This is a genomic window from Nocardiopsis sp. CC223A, from assembly GCF_030766825.1.
Taxonomy (GTDB): Bacteria; Actinomycetota; Actinomycetes; order Streptosporangiales; family Streptosporangiaceae; genus Nocardiopsis.
Window position 1 is genome coordinate 100,335 of sequence record NZ_JASFDV010000009.1, and the last position, 19,281, is coordinate 119,615.

Consider the following 19,281-nt stretch of genomic DNA (forward strand, 5'->3'; position numbering starts at 1 on the left):
GGAACTTCCCCCGTACCCCCACCTCTCGGACGGGCGTGCGTCACGGTCGGCGACCCGGTCGGCACGTCCGATCATCGGGAGTCCGTCGCGAAACCCTCCACTCCGGCCGCTACCATGACGATTCCGGTCAGGCGGGGTATCGGCCCCGGGGCGCGGACCGGCTCGTGGAGAATGAAGGTGCTCGCGTGGACGCTGGGACGGCTTATCGACGGCGATGGGGCGGGCTGGCGGTCCTCATCATCTGCCTGCTGGTGCTCGTCGCGGACAACACCATCCTCAACGTCGCACTGCGCACCCTCTCCGACCCCGAGCACGGGGTCGGCGCCAGCCAGTCCGAGCTGGCCTGGGCGATCAACTCCTACACCCTGGTCTTCGCCGGCCTGCTGTTCACCTTCGGCGTCCTGGGCGACCGGTGGGGGCGGCGGCGGATGATCACCGCGGGCCTGGTGGTGTTCGGCGCCGCCTCGGCGCTGTCCGCCTACTCCCAGAGCCCCGAACAGCTCATCGCCGCCCGCGCCGTGATGGGGTTCGGCGCGGCCATGGTGATGCCGCAGACCCTGTCGGTCATCACGAACATCTTCCCGCCGGAGGAGCGCGGCCGCGCCATCGGCCTGTGGTCGGGGTCGGTGGGCCTGGCCATGGCGATCGGGCCGTCGGCGGGCGGCCTGCTGCTGGAGAACTTCTGGTGGGGGTCGATCTTCCTCGTCAACGTGCCGTTCGTGCTGCTGGGCCTGGCGCTGATGTACTTCCTCGTCCCGGAGTCCAAGGACGAGGCCCCCGGCCGCCTGGACGTGCTCGGGGTGCTGCTGTCCATCCCGGGCCTGGTGCTGCTCATCTACGGGATCATCACCGCGGGCGAGCGCTCCTCCCTGGCCGACCCCGACGTGTGGGGCGCGCTGCTGGGCGGCCTGGCGGTCGTCGCGCTGTTCCTGTTCCACGAGTCGCGCACCGCGAACCCGTCGCTGGACGTGCGGTTCTTCAAGAACCCGCGGTTCAGCGTCGCCATGGCCACCATCATGCTGATGTTCTTCAGCATGTCCGGGCTCATCTTCTTCATGAGCTTCTACTGGCAGAGCGTGCGGGAGTTCACCCCGTTCGTCGCCGGGCTGCTGGTGCTCCCGGCGGCCGTCGGGCAGATGGTCCTGGCCCCGCTCAGCCCGAACCTGGTCCACCGCTTCGGGCCGCGCGCGGTCGCCGCCACCGGCATCCTCATCGTCTGCGCCAGCCTGGCGTTCTTCACCCTGCTGGACACCGACACCCCGGTCTGGCTCATCCTGATCTTCTTCTTCACCCAGGCCAGCGCGATGGCGGTGGTCCTCACCCCGTCCACCGACGCGATCGTCTCGTCGGTGCCGCCGGGCAAGGCGGGGGCGGCCTCGGCGATGCAGAACACCGTCCGCCAGGTGGCCACCGCGATGGGCGTCGCGGTACTGGGCGCGGTGATCTCCTTCCGCTACCGGGCGGGCATCACCCCGACCCTGGAGGAGGTGGCCGCCACCGAGGAGGGCGCCGCCGCGCACCTGAGCGGTCCGGGACTGCACGCGGCGGGCGAGTCGATCGAGGCCACCCTGGCGGTGGCCCGCAGCCTGGGCGAGACGGGGCGGGTGCTGCTGGCCCCGGCCAAGGAGGCGTTCCTGGCGGGGCTGCACACGGCGGCGCTGGTGTCGCTGTGCTGCGGCCTCGCCGGGGTGGTCGTGGTGCTGGTGTGGATGCCGCGCGAGGCGGGGGCCCACCGCACCGCGGCCGAACCCCGCACCTCCGCGCCCGAGACCGGGAGCGACGGCCAGGGCTGATCCGCCGGCCGGGCCGGACACGTCCTGAGATCCGGCCCTTCCCCGGGGACGGGGCGCGGCCGCGTGCCGGGACGGCGCCCCGGCACGCCCTCGCCGACGACAGGCGGCCGCACACCGTCCCGGGCGCCAGGCCCCCGGCCCCGGCCCCGGGTGCGGTGCGTCCGTACCGCTGCGGGAGGCCGTACTGTGACGGGATGCAGGATGACTCCCCCCGCCCCGTGTTCATCGGCCGCGACCGCCAGCTCACCGCCCTGGTCGAGGACGCGCACCGCGTCCGGGCCGATGGCGCCCGGGCCGTGCTGGTCTGCGGCGACGCCGGGATCGGCAAGACCCGGCTCATCGACGAGTACCGGGACCGCACACCGCTGGGCCGCACCGCCGTCGGCGGCTGCCTCGAACTCGGCGGTGACGGCATCCCCTTCGCGCCCTTCACCGCCCTGCTGCGGGACCTGTCCCGCGACCCCCGGGACGGCGGCACCGTGCCGGTCCCCGGGGCCGGCCCGGTCCAGGGCGCCGACGACACCGGCCGGGCGCGGCTGTTCGAGTCGGTGCTGACCCGCCTGGAGGAGCGCGCCCGCCCGGGCGGGCTCCTCGCGGTCGTGGAGGACCTGCACTGGGCCGACGCCTCCACCCGCGACCTGCTGGTGTTCCTGCTGCGCAACCTGGGGGAGGCCCCGGTCCACCTGGTGGCCACCGTGCGCACCGACGACCTGCACCGCACCCACCCGCTGCGCCGTCTGCTGCCCCAGATCGAACGGCTGCCCCGGGTCTCGCGCCTGGACGTCGAACCGTTCAGCCGCGACGAGGTCGCCGCCCAGGCCGCCGCCCTGGGCGGCCGCCCGCCCGTCGACCTCGACCTGCTGCACGAGCGCAGCGGCGGCAACCCCCTGTTCGTGGAGGCGCTCCTGGACGGGCCGGACGGCCCGCTGCCCGACGGCCCCCGCGAACTGCTGTCGGCCGCCGTCGACCGGCTGCCCGACGACGCCCGCCGGGCGGTCGGGCTGATCGCCGCCTCCGGGGACCGCATCGACCACACCCTGCTGTCGGCGGTGGCCCGCCGGGCCGGGATCGGCGAGGAGGCCCTGGACACCGCCCTGCGTTCGGCCGTGGACGCGCGGGTGCTGCGCGCCACCGCCGACGGGTACGTGTTCCGGCACGCCCTGCTCGCCGAGGCCGTCTACACCGACCTGCTGCCCGGGGAGCGCATCCGCGTGCACCGGCGCTACGCCGAGGCCCTCCAGCGCGGGGTGCCCGGGCTGACGGAGGCCGAGACCGCCCTGCAACTGGCCCACCACGCGTACGCCGGTGGCGACCAGCCGCTGGCCCTGTCCACCGCCTGGGCCGCCGCCGGGCACGCCGCCGAGGCGGCCGCCCACCCCGAGCGGCTGGCCCTGCTCGAACGCGTGCTGGAACTGTGGGACCTGGTCCCCGACGCCGCCGAGCGGGTGGGCGAGCCCCGCGCCGAGGTGCTGCGCCTGGCGGCCACCGTGTGCCTGCTGGCCGGGTCGCTGCGCCGCGCGGTGGACTACGCCACCGAGGGCCTGGAGGAGTTGGGGGTCACCGGCTACCACGACCCGGGCATCCGGCAACCCCCGCCGAACGGCGCGCTCATCGCGGGCCTGCGCTACGCCCGCGCCTACGCCTACAAGGAACTGGGCAGCGACGGCGGGCTGGAGGACCTGGCCGACGCGTTCGTGGTGATGGACCGGGGCGACCCCCACGGGGCGGCGGCCAGTGCGCTGCTGGCGTCCACGTTCATGGTGCGCGGCCACCCCACCCGGGCCCGGCACTCCGCGGAGAAGGCGCTGCGCACGGCCCGCGAGACCGGTGACCGGGGCAGCGAGGCCGACGCGCTCGTCACCCTGGGCAGCCTGACCGCTCAGGAGGATCCCGACGAGGCGCTGCGGCTGATCGATGAGGGCATCGCCGCGGCCCGCGGGACCGGGTACGTACAGGCCGAGCTGCGGGGGTGGATCAACCTTTCCGGGGTCCTCTCGGCGGCGGGGCGGATCGCGGAATCCTACGACACCGCTCGGCGCGGGCTGGCCCGCACCGAGGAACTGGGACTGGTGCGCACCCAGGGCCCGGCGTTCCGCCTGAGCATGGGGCTGGGTCGCTTCTACCAACTGCGGGTGGAGGAGGGCGAGCGACTGCTGGACCCGGCCGCGGGCGACCGGCTGGTCCGGGCCCGGACGTGGACGATGATCCAGCAGCTCGCCTTCTACCGGCAGGACACCGCGGGAGTGGAGCGCGCGATGGAGGAGTTCCGCCGCCTGCTGCCCGAGCAGAGCAGCGCCCCGTCGGAGTACACACCCGTCCGCTTCACGGAGATGATGCGCGCGGCCGTCGAAGGACGGTTCGACGTGGCGGCCGACATCGCCCGGGGGTTCCTGGACGGCGGTGACCCGGAGAACCCCCATCTGGACAACCTGTACATGGGCAACCTCGCCTACGTGGTCGAGGTGGTGGACATGATGCGCGACGAACCGGGGTGGCGGGAGCAGACGGCCGACCTGACCGCGGAGCTGCGCGCCGCCGTCGCCGCGCTGCCCGAGGACATGCGGCACCCGGTCGACCGTCTGGTCCGTGACCAGGCCGGGGCCCAGGCCTCGGGGGACGCGGCCGAAGCCTCGCGGACTTTGGAGGGACTGCTGCCGCAGCTGCGGGAGCACCGCTTCCACCGCATGTACCTGCTGCTGGCCGCCGCCCGCGCCGCGGCCCGGGCGGGATCGGCGGACCTGGCCGCCGACCGTCTGGCCGAGGTGGAGGCGGCCGCGCGGGAGAGCGGCCTGACCCTGTTCGCCGAACTGGCCGACCGCGTCCGCCGCGCGCACGGCCTGCCCCGGCCGCGCTCCCTGGCGACGGGGGAGACCCCGGCGGGGCTGACGAAGCGGGAGGCGGAGGTGCTGCGGTTGGTGGCCCGGGGGATGACCAACCGGGAGATCGGGGAGAAGCTGTTCATCTCGGCCAAGACGGCGAGCGTGCACATGTCCAACCTCATGGGCAAGCTCGGGGTGACCAACCGCAACGCGGCGGCGGTGAAGGCCCGGGAGCTGGGTCTCGCCTGAACCTTATGTCTGATTTGTAATCTATGGCGTAAAGGTCGAGTCGTCCCACCCCCCGGGCATACTGGCGCCATGACCCCCACCCCCACGGCCTTCATCGGACGCGGACCCGACCTGGCACACCTGCTGGCCGAAACGGACCTCGCCGCCCGCGGGGACGCGCGGACCACCTTGGTCCTCGGGGACGCCGGGGTCGGCAAGACCCGCCTGCTGGACGAGTACCTGCGGCGCACGCCCCTGCCCCGCACGGCGGTCGGCGCCTGCCTGGAGACCAGCGGCGGCACCGTCGCCTTCGCCCCCTTCACCGCCGCCCTGCGCCATCTGGTCCGCGAGATCCCGCCCTCACCGGCCCGGGCCGGGGCGCTCGCCCGGCTGCTCCCCGAACTCGGCGCCGCCGCACCCGACGAGGACCGCACCCGGCTGTTCGAGGCCGTCCTGTCCTACCTGGAGGACACCGCCGCCGACGCCGGCGGCCTGTCCCTGGTGATCGAGGACCTGCACTGGGCCGACGCCTCCACCCGCGACCTCCTCCTCTTCCTGGTGCGCAACCTCGGCCCTGCCCCGGTCCACCTGCTGGCAACCGTCCGCACCGACGACCTGCACCGCACCCATCCCCTGCGCCGCCTCCTGCCCGACCTGGAGCGCCCGGTCCGCGCCACCCGGCTGGACCTGGAGCCCTTCGACCGCGAGGAGGTCGCCGCCCAGGCGGCCGCCCTGCGCGGTGGCGCCCGCCCCGACCCCCGCACCCTGGACCTGCTCTGCGAGCGCAGCGGCGGCAACCCCCTGTTCGTGGAGGCCCTGGTGTCCGCTCCCGAAGACGGGCTCCCCGGCACATCCCGCGACCTGCTGCTGCGCGCCGTCGACCGCCTACCCGACACCGACCGCGCGGTGCTGGGCCTGGCCGCGCTGTCGGGGGTCCGCGTGCACCACGCGCTGCTGGAGGCGGTGGCCGCCGACCTCTCCGAGGACGACCTGGACGGAGTGCTCCGCCGCGCCGTCGACGCCCGGGTGCTGCGCGTGGCGGGGGAGGACTACGGGTTCGGGCACGCGCTGCTGGCCGAGGCGGTGCGCGGGGACCTGCTCCCGGGGCAGCGGGTGCGCGGCCACCGCCGGTACGTGACCGCTCTGGAGGCGGGGGTGCCGGGCCTGGCCGAACCTGAGCGGGTGCTGCTCCTGGCCCACCACGCCGACGCGGTCCACGACCACCCCCGCGCCTTCGCCGCCCTGTGGGCGGCCGCCGGGCACGCTGCGGACGCGTTCGCCCACCCCGAGCACCTGGTCGCGGTGAAGCGACTGCTGGAGCTGTGGGAACTGCTGCCCGACCCGGAGTCCGTGGCCGCCCCGCCGGGCGTCACTCGCGGCCGACTGCTGCTGGACGCGGCCCGGGCGGCCGTGCAGACCGGCGGCTCCTCCCACGAGGCGCTGCGCTACACGGAGGAGGGCGCGGCGGCGGAGGCGGACCCCGTCGCCCGCGCCGGCTTCCTGCTGCTGCGCTCCCAGGCGCTCAAGGCGCTGCACCGCCGGAACGAGGGCCTGGAGGCACTGGACGAGGCGTCCGCGCTGCTGCCGCAGGGGCATCCGGACCACATCGCGGTCAGCGGCGCAAGGGCAGCGCTGCTCTACCTCGTGGGCCGGGACGTGGAGGCCGGGCGGGCCGCCCGGGAGGTCCTGGACCGGGCACGAGCGGCGGGGGACCGGCGCAGCGAGGCCGAGGCCCTCATCACCCTGGGCAGCGCCCTGGAAGTGGGGCGCGAGGACGGCTCGCTTCCCCTGCTCACCGAGGGGATGGGACTGGCGCGGGAACTGGGGATGGTCGACGCCGAACTACGTGCCCGGAACAACATCGCGGTCCACCACCTGTACCGGTTGGAGTGGCACGAGTGCCTACAGGCGGAGCGGGACCTCCTGGACCGGTGCGCGGAACTGGGGGTCCTCCGGACCCGCGGGCCCGTCCCCGAGACGGAGAGGGCGGGAGCCCTCCTGGACCTCGGGAGGATGCGCGAGGCCGAGGAGGTGCTGGTCGGGTTCTCCGGGGGCCGCCTCGACGAGGGGACCCGTCGGTTCGTGCTCGCCGAGATCCGGTTGGCCCAGCGGGACATCGCGGGGGCACGGGAGCACTGGGAACGGTCGGCCGCGGCGGTCCGGGGCACCGACGCGCACCTGTACGCGGCGGTGGACCAGCTGGGACTGCGGGTGCTGACCGCGGAGGGGGACCTGGTGGCGGCGCTGGAGACGGCGCACCGGATGATCGCGCGGGAGCGAGGAGGACAGCCGACACAGTCGTCGCTGAACGGGCTGGGGCCGGTGGCCGGACTGGTGCGCGCGCTGCGGCGGGCCGGGCGAGTGGAGGAGGCGGGAGAGCTGGCCGGGCAGGCCGGGGTGTTCCTGCGTCCGTCGTCGTGGTGGACCACTCCGTACGGGGAATTGCGGCGCTCCCAAGCGCGGGCGCGCCTGGCGGCCGAACCCGCCGAGGCCCTGGAGCACTGGGAACGGGCATTGGGGATGGTGCGCGGCAGGGGACTCCACTCCGAGGAGTTCCTGCTGCTGGAGGAGACCTGCCGGGCCGCCGCCGAGGCGGGGGAGGGCGCCCGGGCCCGGGCGCTGTTCGGTGAGCTGGAAGAGGGTGTGGGGTTGCTGGACACCGACGCCCCGCTGCGCGAGCGGTACGTGGAACCGCTGCGCCCGGTGGCCGGGGAGCCGCGCCTTCCGGCGGGGCTGACGCCCCGCGAGGCCGAGGTGCTGAGGCACGCGGCCGCGGGGCTCACCAACACAGAGATCGGGGAGAAGCTGTTCATCTCGGCCAAGACGGTGAGCGTGCACATGTCCAACCTCATGGGCAAGCTGGGTGTGGGCAACCGCCACGCGGCCGGGGTGCGGGCCCGGGAACTGGGTCTCACTCCTCCCGCAGGGTGACCACGACCTTGCCGCGGGCGTGGCCCCCGGCGACGTGGGCGAGCGCGTCGACGGCCTCCTCGAACGGGTGGGTGCGCTCGACCCGGGCGTGCAGGTCGCCCTTGCCCACGCGGTCCAGCAGTTCCCCGAGATCCTCCCGGTTCGCCCGGGCCAGGAACGAGCGCAGCCGCTGCCGGGTGAACGGCGAGGCCAGGGACGCGGCGGCGTTGCGCCACAGCGGGCCCATCACCGGCGTTCCGTTGCCCGAGGCCAGCACCAGCGTGCCGTCGGGGGTGAGCGCGCCGCGCAGCTCGCGCAGGGTCCGGTTCCCGACCAGGTCGATGACGACGTCGTAGGATCCGGTGCGGGTGAAGTCCTCGGCCGCGTAGTCGAGGGCGCGGGCGCCGAGCGATCGTACGAACCCGCCGTTGCGGGCGCTGCACACCCCGGTGACCTCGGCTCCGGCGGCCACGGCCAGCTGGACGGCGAAGGAGCCCACGCCGCCCGCCGCGCCGTTGACGAGCACGCGGTCACCGGACTCCACTCCGCCGATGCGCACCGCCTGGAGGGCGGTCACCCCGGCCAACGGGACGGCGGCGGCGTCGTGCAGCGACACGGTGTCGGGCACGCGCACCGGCAGGGACTCCTTCAGACAGGCGTACTCGGCCAGGGCGCCGTCGGCCTCGGCGGTCACCCGGTCGCCGGGTCCGAGGTCGCGGACCCCCGGGCCGACGGCGTCGACCACGCCCGCGAGGTCCCGTCCCCGGACCCGCTGCCGCGGCCGGGAGAGGCCGAAGGCGAGGCGGCCCGCGATGGGCTCGCCGCGCATGATGTACACGTCGGCGGCGTTCAACGCCGCGGCGTGGACCCGGACGCGCACCTCGCCCTCGCGGGGTTCGGGCACGGGGATCTGGTCGAACGCGAGGACGTCGCGGGCCTCGCCGTAGGTGCCCTGTACGACTGCTCTCATCAGGTCGGACATCATCATTCCACCGTTCGGAGGATCTGCTCGATCGAGGCGGCGCGGGCGCGCAGCTCGGCGACGTCGGCGGCGGTGCGCTGCTGGGCGTCGAGGGTGGTGGCGGCCAGCTCCTCGTAGCGGGCCACCAAACGCCGGAGTTCGTCGGCGCGGGCGGCGCCGACGGTGATCTTGCGGGATTCCTGCCGGCTGGCCTCGATCGCGATACCGACGAAGGTGGCGATCGTGAGCAGGCCGAGGATGAGGATCACGACGGGCCAGTCCATTACTTGTTCTCCTTGCCGGTGAGGCTCGCGGCCGCGGTGGCGATCAGTTCCGGGGTGAGGTGCAGGTCCAGGTCGGCGAGCTCGAAGTACTTCATGGCCTTGCCGTCGTCGGACAGCTCCAGGCTGCCGACGACCACCCCGGCCGCTTCGAGGCGCTGTAGGTGCATGTGGAGCAGCGGGCGGCTGACGCCGATGACGCGCGCGAGGTTGCTGACGTAGTCGCGGCCGCCCCGGAGCGTCGCGATGATCCGCAGGCGCACCGGGTTGGCGAGCGCGGCGAACAGTTCGACGAGCTCGTCACCGGTGGGTTCGCGCTGTGTCATGTCTTCCCTATACATGTAAGAAAGTTCTTACACATGAAAGATAAGGCCGTCCGCCCCGTCGGCGCAAGACCCCTGTGCCAGCGTCGGACTCCGCGTTCCCGGGCACGCCCTCGGCCCGCTCCGACGTGTCAGCGCGAGGGATGGGGAGGCCGCCCCCGGTCCCCGGACCGGACACGGCCGGGGTCGTGCCGGTGGCCGCCGCCCTGACCGCGCTGTGGGCGGGCCCGCGGCGGTGACGGACACCCGGTTCGCGATCGGCGCCACCGGGGCGCTGCCGCTCCCCACCCTGTCCCTGCTGCGGACGAGTGCGGGTACTCATGTGCCCGGCCGACGGACGGCGGGATGATCGAAGGCATGAACACGACCCCGACGCGCCCGCTGTTCGCGCTGTACACCGCCCTCCTACTGGTCGGCACGGCGCTGGCCGTGTGGTGGGCGGCCCGGACGTCCCCGGAGGAGGCGCGGAACCGGGGGATCACACCGTCCGAGGCCGACTACGCGATCACACCGCCTCCGCTGCCGGAGTGGTCCGTGCCCGTCATCGGGGTCGTCGGCCTGCTGCTCGCCCTGACCGGCGGGGCGCTGGTGATCCGCGAGCTGCGGGCGGGCCGGGCGGCCTTCGCCTGGGGACTGACGTCCTTCCTCCTGCTGCCGGTGGCCCTGTTCGGGGGCCTGTGGTGGGCCATCGCGACCGCCCCCGCCATCGGTGCCAACATCGGCCTGGGCCTGATGCTCATCACCCTGGGCCCGTTCGCCCTGGTCTTCCTCCTCGGCGCCGCCCTCACCGCCCTCCTCACCCGCCACCACAGGTGACCCCACCCGGAGCCCCCGACCACCAACCCTTACAGGGGGTTGTCCCCCCGCCCGGGGTGCTCGGCCCCATCCCGGAGGGAGAACCGCCGCCCTCCACCCCGGGGGGTTGTCCACCCGCTCGCAAACCCCGACCCCGGCCCTGTCACGCCAGTGGGGTGCCCGGCCCCAGGGGGTCTTCGCGACAGAGGTGAAGGTTTCCAAAAGCTCAGCCGCTTGGAAACGGACGGGGCGCTACGCGTGGGCCCGGCCCCGGCCGCAGTCGGCGCCCGGCAGCTTGTGGAGGGCATCGTTGGGCGCACGTCCCGGGTGGTGGGGGTGTGACTGCCGGAGCCGGGTGCGCGCGGAGCGTGCACACCCGCACCGCCCGGAAAGGGAGGCAATGGTCCGCCTGCGAACAGAGGAGCGCTCCACGCTCGCTTGAAAGCCCGACCACAGACGGGGTGACCCCAGCCGTGCCCGCCCTCCCCGCCCCAGGGGGGTGAAGGGAGGAGGAACCGCCACCTCCGCCCCAGAGGGCTGTGGAAGGAGCGTCCTCGGCACCCGCCCCGCTCCACAGCCCCTGCAAGCCCTACAAGCCCTACAAGCCCTACAAGCCCTACAAGCAAGCCCTACAGGGTGGGCAGGTAGCGCTGCAACTCGTACGGCGTCACCTGGCGGCGGTAGTCGTGCCACTCCGCCTTCTTGTTCCTCAGGAAGAAGTCGAACACGTGCTCCCCGAGCGTCTCGGCGACCAGCTCGCTGTTCTCCATCAGGCGCAGCGCCTCGTCCAGGCTCTGCGGCAGCGGCCGGATCCCCAGCGCACGGCGCTCCGAGTCGGTGAGCGCCCACACGTCGTCCTCGGCGCCCGGGGGCAGCTCGTACCCCTCCTCGATGCCCTTCAGGCCCGCGGCCAGGATCACCGCGTACGCCAGGTACGGGTTGCAGGCCGTGTCCATGGACCGGATCTCGATCCGGCTGGAGTTGGACTTGCCCGGCTTGTACATGGGCACCCGCACCAGCGCCGACCGGTTGTTGTGGCCCCAGCAGATGTACGCGGGCGCCTCGCCGCCCATCCCCGCCGAGGCGGCGGGGTCGTCCCACAGCCGCTTGTAGGAGTTCACCCACTGGTTGGTGACCGCGGTGATCTCATCGGCGTGCCGGAGCAGGCCTGCGATGAACCCGCGCCCGACCTTGGACAGCTGGTATTCGGCGCCGGGCTCGTAGAAGGCGTTGCGGTCGCCCTCGAACAGCGACAGGTGGGTGTGCATGCCCGACCCCGGGTACTGGGTGAAGGGCTTGGGCATGAACGTCGCGTACACGTCCTGCTCCATCGCCACCTCCTTCATCACGAGCCGGAAGGTCATGATGTTGTCGGCGGTGGTCAGCGCGTCCGCGTACCGCAGGTCGATCTCCTGCTGGCCGGGCCCGCCCTCGTGGTGGCTGAACTCCACCGAGATGCCCATGGCTTCGAGCATGTTGATGGCGTTGCGCCGGAAGTCGTGCGCGCTGTTGTGCGGGGTGTGGTCGAAGTAGCCGCCGGAGTCGTTGGGCACGGGCAGCTCGCCCAGCTCGGGCATCTTCTTGAGCAGGTAGAACTCGATCTCGGGGTGCGTGTAGAACGTGAACCCGAGGTCGGAGGCCTTGCCGAGCTGGCGCTTGAGGACGTGCCGGGGGTCGGCGGAGGACGGCGAGCCGTCGGGCATGAGGATGTCGCAGTACATGCGCGCGGTGCCGTGCGGTTCGTTGCGCCAGGGCAGCACCTGGAACGTGGCCGGGTCGGGCTGGGCCAGCATGTCGGCCTCGTACACGCGGGCGAAGCCCTCGATGGCGGAGCCGTCGAACCCGATGCCCTCGGAGAAGGCCGCTTCGAGTTCGGCGGGGGCCACCGCGACCGACTTGAGGTACCCGAGCACGTCGGTGAACCACAGCCGTACGAACCGGATGTCGCGCTCCTCCAACGTGCGGAGCACGAATTCCTGCTGTCGATTCACGATCAACCTTCCTCGATGACGGTCGGCCCTGGTCGGGTGTCCCGGGCCCAGTCTGCCGTGTGCATATTTCCGGGATATTTCCGCGCCCACCGCGTAGGCGGCCCGGTTCGTCCCCTTGTCCCGCTTCTTCCTCGCATTATGGCCGGTGGCGGTGTGTCCCGGGGCCTACCCGCTCGGGCGCGACCGGGAACCCTCCGGCTAGGCTCGTGTCGTGGCACAGCTGAGAATCGCACTCGCCCAGGTCAACCCGACGGTCGGTGACCTGGAGGGCAATCTGAGGATCGTCGTGGACTCCGCGCGGCAGGCCCGGGACCGGGGGGCGCATCTGCTCGCCCTGCCGGAGATGGTGGTCACCGGTTACCCGGTGGAGGACCTGGCCCTGCGCAACTCCTTCGTGTCGGCCTCGATCAAGGCCCTGCACCGCCTGGCCGCGGAGCTGGCGGCGCAGGGGCTGGGGGACCTGCCGGCGGTGGTGGGCTTCCTGTCGCGCCGGGAGGGGCCGGGGGCCCGGTACGGCCAGCCCGCGGGGGCCCCGCAGAACGCGGTGGCGGTCCTGCACGAGGGGGCGGTGGTGGTCACCTCCGCCAAGCACCACCTGCCGAACTACGGGGTGTTCGACGAGTTCCGCAACTTCGTGCCGGGCGACACCTTCCCGGTGGTGCGGGTGCGCGGTGTGGACGTGGGCATCGCGGTGTGCGAGGACCTGTGGCAGGAGGGCGGCCCGGTCACGGCGGCCCGCGCGGCCGGGGTGGGCCTGCTGCTGTCGCTCAACGGGTCCCCGTACGAGCGGCACAAGGACGACGTACGCCTGGAGCTGTGTCAGCGGCGCGCCCGGGAGGTCGGTGCGGCGCTGGCGTACGTGAACATGGTGGGCGGCCAGGACGAGCTGGTCTTCGAGGGCGACTCGCTGGTGGTGGACGCCGAGGGCGAGCTGGTGGCCCGCGCCCCCCAGTTCACCGAAGCGCTGCTGGTGGCCGACCTGGACCTGCCCGCGGGTGACGACGCCGGAAGGAACCCCGGAACGGGCCCCCGCACCGACGCCGTCCCGCACACCGACGAGGTCGTGGACGGCCTGACCATCGTCCGCCGCACCGTGTCGACCGCCCCCGTGGAGCCGTACACCCCGGACGAGAACGTGGTCACCCCGCGCCCCGACCCCCTCTCCGACGTGGGCGAGGTCTACCGCGCCCTGGTCACGGGTCTGCGCGACTACGTCACCAAGAACGGTTTCGCCTCCGTCCTGGTGGCGATCTCCGGCGGTATCGACTCCGCGCTCACCGCCACCATCGCGGTGGACGCCGTCGGCGCCGACCGCGTGCACGGGGTGCTGCTGCCCAGCGAGTACTCCAGCGGCCATTCGATCACCGACGCCGAGGAGCTGGCCCGCCGCCAGGGCTTCGCGGCCCGCACGATCGCGATCGCCCCGGTGGTGGAGGCATTCGAGGCCGCCACCGCCAAGGCGGGTGCGGCGCTGGACGGGTTGTCGGCGGAGAACCTCCAGGCGCGGGTGCGCGGCACCGTGGTGATGGCGCTGTCCAACCAGGAGGGCCACCTGGTGCTGGCCACCGGCAACAAGAGCGAGGCGGCCACCGGGTACTCGACCCTGTACGGCGACTCGGTGGGCGGGTTCGCGCCCATCAAGGACTGCTGGAAGACACTGGTGTGGGAGCTGTCCCGGTGGCGCAACGCCGAGGCGGTCCGGGAGGGCGCGGTCCCGCCGATCCCGGAGAACTCGATCGAGAAGCCGCCCAGCGCGGAGCTGCGCCCGGACCAGCTCGACACCGACTCGCTGCCCGACTACGCGCTGCTGGACTCGGTGCTGGACGCCTACATCGGCACCGACAAGGGCGAGGCGGAGTTGATCTTCGCCGGGTACGACCCGGAGCTGGTGCGGCGGGTGATCCGGTTGGTGGACCGGGCCGAGTACAAGCGCCGCCAGTCGGCGCCGGGCACCAAGATCAGCGCCCGCAACCTGGGCCGGGACCGTCGGCTGCCGATCACCAACCGCTGGACGGTCTGATCCCTCTCTCCCTCCCTTCCCCTCCCCTCCCCGGGGAGGGGAGGGCCGGTCAGTCCAGCCGGCCCAGGGCCTGGCGGCCCAGGGCCTGGCGGCCCGGTTCGCCCATGAGCCGCACCTCGACGCTGCGGTCCGCACCGTCCCCGCCCTCGGGGCCGCGCGTGAAGGTGCGCACCACGGTGATGTACACCTCTCCCTGATGGGCCGGCAGGATCGCCGGGAGGGAATCGCCGGGAAGGAGCCGTCCCGTGCGGCCAGGGCCAGGCGGCTCTGCTCACCGGCGTCGGAGCTCTGGCCCCAGTGGACGCCGTCCTCGCCGCCGCGGACGTGGGCGAACTCCTCGTCGAAGCGGCGCCGTGCCCGGTCGGCGTCCTCCCAGGGGGGTAGGTCACGGACAGGTTGTGCAGGCCACCGTCCGGGCTCTGGGTGCTCCAGGAGCAACCGCCGTCGCCGGGGACGCCGGAGGCCGCGGTGTGGCCCGGTCCGGCCAGGGTCTCCTCCGGCAGAGCGGTACAGGGGTCGTCGGGGAGTGTGTCCGGTCCCGGGCCGAGGTCGAACCGGCTCGCCTGCTCCGGTCCCCGGTAGGCGAGCAGGTCGGCCGAGGTGGCGCTCTGCGCGGGGGAAGCCGGGGCGGCGGGCCCGGTTCCCGGGCCGGAGCCCAGGATGAGGGCACCGGCCCCGAGCAGGAGTGCGGCCGCGGACACGGCCATGGCCGTCCGGATGCGGACACGTCGGGCGGATGGGGGAGCGGAGGGCACGGGGGTACCTCGTCCGTGGGAGAAGCGCTTGGCGTCGCGGTCTCCCCGCCACCCGATGCCGACCCTCCGGGGGCTATCCCAGGCCGAGCTCCCGTAGCCGGGCGCCGGCGGTGGCGCGGTTGGGCACGCCCAGCTTGGCGAGGATGTTGGACACGTGGACGCTGGCCGTCTTGGCGGAGATGAACAGCTCCTCGGCGATGCGGGCGTTGGTGCTCCCCACGGCGAGCAGCCGGGCGACCTCCAGCTCGCGGGCGGTCAGCCCGGCGGGCGCGGCCGGAGCGGGCCCCGTGCCGGTGAGGCCGACACCGATCCGGCGGGCCAGGTCGGTGGCGGAGGCGGCCAGCGGTGCGGCCCCGTGCCGGTCGGCTGCCTCGTGGGCGGCGCGCACCAGTTCCCGGGCCCGGTCGCGTTCCCCGGCCGCCACGGCGGCGCGGGCGGTGCGCAGCCGGGCGGCGGCCAGGTGGAGGGGCATGGGGGTGTCCTCCCAGGCGGTCACCGCCCGCGCCCACAGGTCGAGGCGGGCGGCGGGGTCGGTGCCGTCGAGTTCGGCGGCGTAGGCCAGGACCCGGGCGCGGTGGGCGCGCTGCGGGGTGCCGGTGGCGGCCATGGCCCGGGTGACCTTCACGACCATGGCCATGACGCGGCGGGCCCGGTCGCCCCCACCGGTTCCCGCCTCGGCCGCCCGCGCGGCGGCCTCGGCCATCACGTCGACCAGCGGCCAGGTGTAGCCGCGGGAGGCCTCCAGCTCCAACTGCTCCAGGGCCTGCTCGGACAGGGCCAGGACGGCGTCCGCCGAGCCCTCGGCCAGCCCCGTCTCCAGCTTGGCCAACAGGTCCATCTGGATGATGTTCATGCGGGCGGCGTCGGGGATCCGGTCGCCCGGCGACCAGCGCGAGACCGCGCGCGCGGTGTCCAGGTCGCCCATGGCGGCGGCACTGCGGGCCAGGACCGCGTCCACGTAGGAGCGGTCCTTGACGGGTCCGCGGGTGCGCAGGATCATCTCGCAGATCTCGCGGGCCTGGGCCAGGTCGCCGAGCTCGAAGTGGATCTCGGCGCGGTTCTGGTGGTTGAACGTCTTGTGGACGGACGCCCAGCCCATCTGTTCGTGGCGGGCCAGGGACTCCTCCAGCACCCGCAGCCCCTCCTCGTGGCGGCCCAGCTCGCGCAGGAAGTGCCCGAGGTTCCCGGCACCGCGCGCCTCCAGCGAGGGCTCGGAGACCTCGGCGGCGATCTTCATGGCCTCTTCGATGAGCGGGCGGCCGCGCTCCAGGTCGCCGTCGCCGATGTGGAGGCTGCCCAGGGTGATGCGGGCGTCGGCGGCCGCGCACCGGTCGGTGGGGTCGGAGGTCTCGGCCAGGGCGATGGCCTTCTCGGCGAGTTCGCGCGCCGAGTGCCCGGTCTCGCGCAGGTCGCGCAGCCGCTCCTGGTCGGGTGGGACGAGGCGGTCGGCGCGGTGGCGCAGGCTCTCACGGGCCAGGACGGACAGCAGGGAGGCGTAACCCGGCATGTGGGGCGGGTGCAGGTCCAGGGCCGCGACCAGGTCGGTGATGCCGCTGCCGCAGGTGCTCAGTGAGCGGGCCAGGCCGCGGCGGCGCAGCAGGGTGGCCTTGACGGCGCGGGTGTGGTCGTCGGCGGGGTCCTCGGGGAGGGTGGCCAGGGCCGCGTCGGCGAGTTCAAGGGCGCGGCGGCCGCGCCCGGCGTCCACGGCGGCCCCGGCGGCGCGGGAGACGACCTCGGCCCAGCCGTGGTTCTGAACGCGGTCCTGGGCGTCGGGCACCTGGTCCCACAGGGACAGGACCCGCTCCAGCATGTCGAGTTCCTCGCTGGAGGCGAGGGTGTCCCCGGCGCGGACGGCGGCCCACCAGGCGGCCTGTAGGGCCCGCGGCAGCTCGCGGGCGGCCATGTAGTGGTGGGCCTCCTCGGCGGCGCGCCGCTCGTAGGGGAACAGGTCGGGCCGCTCGTCGATGAGCAGGGCGAAGCGCAGGTGCAGGCGGGTGTGCGGGCCGGGCAGGAGCTCGCCGTGCACGGCGTCGCGCAGCAGGGCGTGGCGGAAGCGGTAGCCCTCGCCGTCGACCTTGAGGACGTTGGCGTCGACCAGGGCGTGCAGGGCGGTTTCGAGGTCGGTGTCGGGCAGGCCGACGGCCTGGCGCAGCACCTCGTGGTCGATGCCGCCGGAGACGGCGCCGACCGAGGCCGTGCGCAGGACGGACCGGGCGGTGTCGTCGAAGCCCTGGAGGGGTTCCAGGAGCAGGTCGCGGAACCGGTCGGGGACGTCTCCGTGCCCGGCGGGGGCGTCGGCCAGGGACTCCACGAACAGGGGGACGCCCTCGGTGCGGCGGTAGAGCTCGTCGAGCTCGTGCGGGGGCAGCGGGCGGCCGCCGCGCAGGGCGGCGGCGTGCTCGCCGGTCTCGGCGAGGGTGAGCGGGGCCAGCCGCAGGGATTCCACGCCCGGGACGCGTTCGAGTTCGGGCAGTAGGCGGCGCAGCGGGTGGGTGCGGTGCAGGTCGTCGCTGCGGTAGGTGGCGATGATCTGCACGCCGGGCAGTTCGAGGTTGCGGATGAGGAAGACGAGCAGGTCGCGGCTGGCGCTGTCGGCCCAGTGCAGGTCTTCCAGGACGAAGGTCACGCCCTCGTCCCCGGCGCTGTGGTTGAGCAGGCGCAGTACCTGCTCGAAGAGTATGCCGCGGTTCTCGGGCTCGTGGAAGGCGCCCCGGTTCTCGGGGCGGCCGGTGGAGAGTTCGCCCAGCTCGGGAAGGAGGCGGGCGAGTTCGCCGGTGCCGCCGGGGGCGGCCGCCGTGAACAGCTCGGGGCCGCGCTCGCGCAGGAGCCGACGCAGGATCGCGGTGAAGGGGGCGTAGGAGAGGCCGTCGCCGCCCAGTTGCAGACAGGCGCCGACGTACACCGCGCACGGGGGCAGGGCGGCGGCGAATTCGCTGATGAGGCGGCTCTTGCCGACTCCCGCGTCGCCGCCCAGGAGGATCATGCCGGGGCCGGCGGTCCGGGTGCGGTGGGCGTGGTCGTGCAGGGCGCCGAGTTCGGCCGCGCGGCCGATGAACACGGGGCCGTTGTCGGCAAGAAGGGGCATACCGCTCATTATGCCGACCTCGGGTGACGGTTCGAAGGGGATTTCCGGTCGTGACGGCGGGGCCTGCGCCCGTGGGCCGGGCCCCGGCCGGGACCCGGCCGGGCCGCCTGGTCAGGCGGCCCGGCCGAAGCGCTCGGCCTTGCGCTCGGCCCGCTCGCGGCGGCGCGCCTCGGCGCGCTGCGCCCGGAGCTCCTGGCGCAGCCGCGCGGAGCGCAGGCGCTCCTCGACCATGGCGCGGGCGGTGGCGTTGAGCAGTTCGGGGTTCATACGGTGCTCCTCGAAGCGGTGTGTCGTGCCGGTGTCCCTCACCGACGACTCCACGATCTCGCTGAGAACACCGCCCCCGCATCGGGAGAACACCCTGTTCTCGCGGTCGCCACGGGTGGTCTCCCGGGGGTCCGGCTAAGACATCGGGGCCCGGACCGGGTATCGGGCGGCCCCGGCCTAAGAGATCCCGGGCCCGGTCTGAGACCCGGGCTCAGACCGGGCCCGGATCGCGGCCATCGCGGGCATGGTCCCGGCAGCGCAGCGCCATCGCCCGCAGCGCCCGGTCGGCGTCGTCCACGGGTTCGTCCGGGAGTTCGGCCAGGGCCTCGTCGCACAGTTCCCAGGCCGTGCGGGGGTGCCCCGCCCGGAGGGCGGCCAGGGCCGCCTCGGCCGGCACGGCGGGGTGTTCGCGCCCGCCCAGGAGCGCGGCGACACCGGGCACCCGTTCCCACCGCTCCAGCAGGCGGCGCAGCGGGTGGGTGCGGTGCAGGTCGTCGCTGCGGTAGGTGGCGATGATCTGCACCCCGGGCAGGTCGAGGCTGCGGACGAGGTGGACGAGGTGGACGAGCAGGTCGCGGGTGGCGCCGTCGGCCCAGTGCAGGTCCTCCAGGACCAGGGTCAGGCCGTCCCGCCCGCGGTGGTCCGCAGCAGGTGCAGGACCGGCCCGAACAGCAGGCCCCGGTCCCGGTGCCCGCCGTCGGGGACCGGGACCGGCTCGGGGAGCAGGCGGGCGAGTTCGCCCGCCCCCTCCCCGGAGGTGAAGGGCTCCGGTCCGCGTTCGCGCAGGAGTCGGCGCAGGGCTGTGGCGAAGGGGGCGTAGGCCAGGCCGTCCACGCCCGGTTCCAGGCACCCGCCGATGAGCACGCTCCCCGGTGCCCGTGTCCGGGAGAACTCCGCGACCAGCCGGGACCTGCCGATTCCGGCGTCCCCGCCCAACAGCAGCGCCCCGGATCGCTCGGCGCGGCAGCGGTCGGCGTGCCCGGTGAGCGCCGCCAGCGGGGCGGCCCGGCCGACGAGCACCGGGGCGGTACCCGGGCGCAGGGGCGGGGGCGC

14 protein-coding genes are annotated in these 19,281 nt (G+C 74.0%); 5 read left to right on the top strand and 9 right to left on the bottom strand.

Annotation, left to right across the window (positions count from 1 at the left end; genetic code table 11):
* Window positions 1-185 precede the first annotated feature (185 nt).
* The 3 genes from QJS33_RS05855 (at window position 186) to QJS33_RS05865 (ending at window position 7,771) form a co-directional block, all read left to right on the top strand.
* A complete protein-coding gene (locus QJS33_RS05855) occupies window positions 186-1,793 on the top strand; it encodes an MFS transporter (protein ID WP_306366815.1) in 1,608 nt (535 codons plus the stop codon).
* A 194-nt stretch (window positions 1,794-1,987) separates the two neighbouring features.
* Entirely contained in the window at window positions 1,988-4,861 is a 2,874-nt protein-coding gene (locus QJS33_RS05860; RefSeq protein WP_306366817.1) for a helix-turn-helix transcriptional regulator, read from the top strand.
* A gap of 69 nt (window positions 4,862-4,930) precedes the next feature.
* Window positions 4,931-7,771: a helix-turn-helix transcriptional regulator gene (locus QJS33_RS05865; protein WP_306366819.1), complete on the top strand. Its 2,841-nt coding sequence runs from the start codon at window positions 4,931-4,933 to the stop codon at window positions 7,769-7,771.
* Here the strand turns inward: QJS33_RS05865 and QJS33_RS05870 are convergent.
* Genes QJS33_RS05870 through QJS33_RS05880 form a run of 3 tightly spaced genes read right to left on the bottom strand, consistent with a single transcriptional unit; the run spans window position 7,752 to window position 9,318 of the window.
* Complete coding sequence (locus tag QJS33_RS05870) at window positions 7,752-8,720, bottom strand: NAD(P)-dependent alcohol dehydrogenase (RefSeq protein ID WP_306366820.1); 969 nt, start codon at window positions 8,718-8,720, stop codon at window positions 7,752-7,754. The genes QJS33_RS05865 and QJS33_RS05870 overlap by 20 nt on opposite strands.
* 14 nt (window positions 8,721-8,734) lie before the next feature.
* A complete protein-coding gene (locus QJS33_RS05875; protein ID WP_306366821.1) occupies window positions 8,735-8,995 on the bottom strand; it encodes a hypothetical protein in 261 nt (86 codons plus the stop codon).
* On the bottom strand, window positions 8,995-9,318 hold the full coding sequence (locus tag QJS33_RS05880; RefSeq protein WP_306366822.1) for a winged helix-turn-helix domain-containing protein: 324 nt from the start codon (window positions 9,316-9,318) through the stop codon (window positions 8,995-8,997). The genes QJS33_RS05875 and QJS33_RS05880 overlap by 1 nt, the downstream gene beginning before the upstream one ends.
* Window positions 9,319-9,672: 354 nt before the next feature.
* On the opposite strand from QJS33_RS05880, the gene QJS33_RS05885 reads away from it, so the two are divergent.
* Window positions 9,673-10,131 (top strand): hypothetical protein, encoded by a 459-nt coding sequence (locus QJS33_RS05885; protein WP_306366823.1) that lies wholly within the window; start codon window positions 9,673-9,675, stop codon window positions 10,129-10,131.
* 608 nt (window positions 10,132-10,739) lie between these two features.
* Here QJS33_RS05885 and QJS33_RS05890 read toward each other — a convergent pair.
* Complete coding sequence (locus tag QJS33_RS05890; protein WP_306366824.1) at window positions 10,740-12,101, bottom strand: glutamine synthetase family protein; 1,362 nt, start codon at window positions 12,099-12,101, stop codon at window positions 10,740-10,742.
* A 211-nt stretch (window positions 12,102-12,312) separates the two neighbouring features.
* Here QJS33_RS05890 and QJS33_RS05895 point away from each other — a divergent pair, with 211 nt between their 5' ends.
* A complete protein-coding gene (locus QJS33_RS05895) occupies window positions 12,313-14,121 on the top strand; it encodes an NAD+ synthase (RefSeq protein ID WP_306366825.1) in 1,809 nt (602 codons plus the stop codon).
* Window positions 14,122-14,170: 49 nt separating this feature from the next.
* Here QJS33_RS05895 and QJS33_RS05900 read toward each other — a convergent pair whose 3' ends face one another.
* From QJS33_RS05900 to QJS33_RS05920, 5 genes are all read right to left on the bottom strand, one after another.
* Window positions 14,171-14,308, bottom strand: coding sequence for a hypothetical protein (locus QJS33_RS05900; protein ID WP_306366826.1), 138 nt, complete (start codon window positions 14,306-14,308; stop codon window positions 14,171-14,173).
* A 641-nt stretch (window positions 14,309-14,949) separates the two neighbouring features.
* Complete coding sequence (locus QJS33_RS05905; RefSeq protein WP_306366827.1) at window positions 14,950-17,961, bottom strand: AAA family ATPase; 3,012 nt, start codon at window positions 17,959-17,961, stop codon at window positions 14,950-14,952.
* 111 nt (window positions 17,962-18,072) lie between these two features.
* Window positions 18,073-18,228, bottom strand: a complete 156-nt coding sequence (locus QJS33_RS05910; RefSeq protein WP_306366828.1) for a hypothetical protein — start codon at window positions 18,226-18,228, stop codon at window positions 18,073-18,075.
* Between the two features lie 211 nt (window positions 18,229-18,439).
* On the bottom strand, window positions 18,440-18,751 hold the full coding sequence (locus QJS33_RS05915) for a hypothetical protein (protein WP_306366829.1): 312 nt from the start codon (window positions 18,749-18,751) through the stop codon (window positions 18,440-18,442).
* A gap of 95 nt (window positions 18,752-18,846) precedes the next feature.
* The coding region (locus QJS33_RS05920) for an ATP-binding protein (protein WP_306366830.1) at window positions 18,847-19,281 on the bottom strand (435 nt) is incomplete at its 5' end.

Bases quoted from the DNA above. Each gene is read 5' to 3' on its own strand.
- QJS33_RS05905 (WP_306366827.1), bottom strand. From the start codon at position 17,961: ATGCCCCTTCTTGCCGACAACGGCCCCGTGTTCATCGGCCGCGCGGCC.
- QJS33_RS05885 (WP_306366823.1), top strand. From the start codon at position 9,673: ATGAACACGACCCCGACGCGCCCGCTGTTCGCGCTGTACACCGCCCTC.
- QJS33_RS05880 (WP_306366822.1), bottom strand. From the start codon at position 9,318: ATGACACAGCGCGAACCCACCGGTGACGAGCTCGTCGAACTGTTCGCC.
- QJS33_RS05865 (WP_306366819.1), top strand. From the start codon at position 4,931: ATGACCCCCACCCCCACGGCCTTCATCGGACGCGGACCCGACCTGGCA.
- QJS33_RS05875 (WP_306366821.1), bottom strand. From the start codon at position 8,995: ATGGACTGGCCCGTCGTGATCCTCATCCTCGGCCTGCTCACGATCGCC.
- QJS33_RS05870 (WP_306366820.1), bottom strand. From the start codon at position 8,720: ATGAGAGCAGTCGTACAGGGCACCTACGGCGAGGCCCGCGACGTCCTC.
- QJS33_RS05910 (WP_306366828.1), bottom strand. From the start codon at position 18,228: ATGAACCCCGAACTGCTCAACGCCACCGCCCGCGCCATGGTCGAGGAG.
- QJS33_RS05860 (WP_306366817.1), top strand. From the start codon at position 1,988: ATGCAGGATGACTCCCCCCGCCCCGTGTTCATCGGCCGCGACCGCCAG.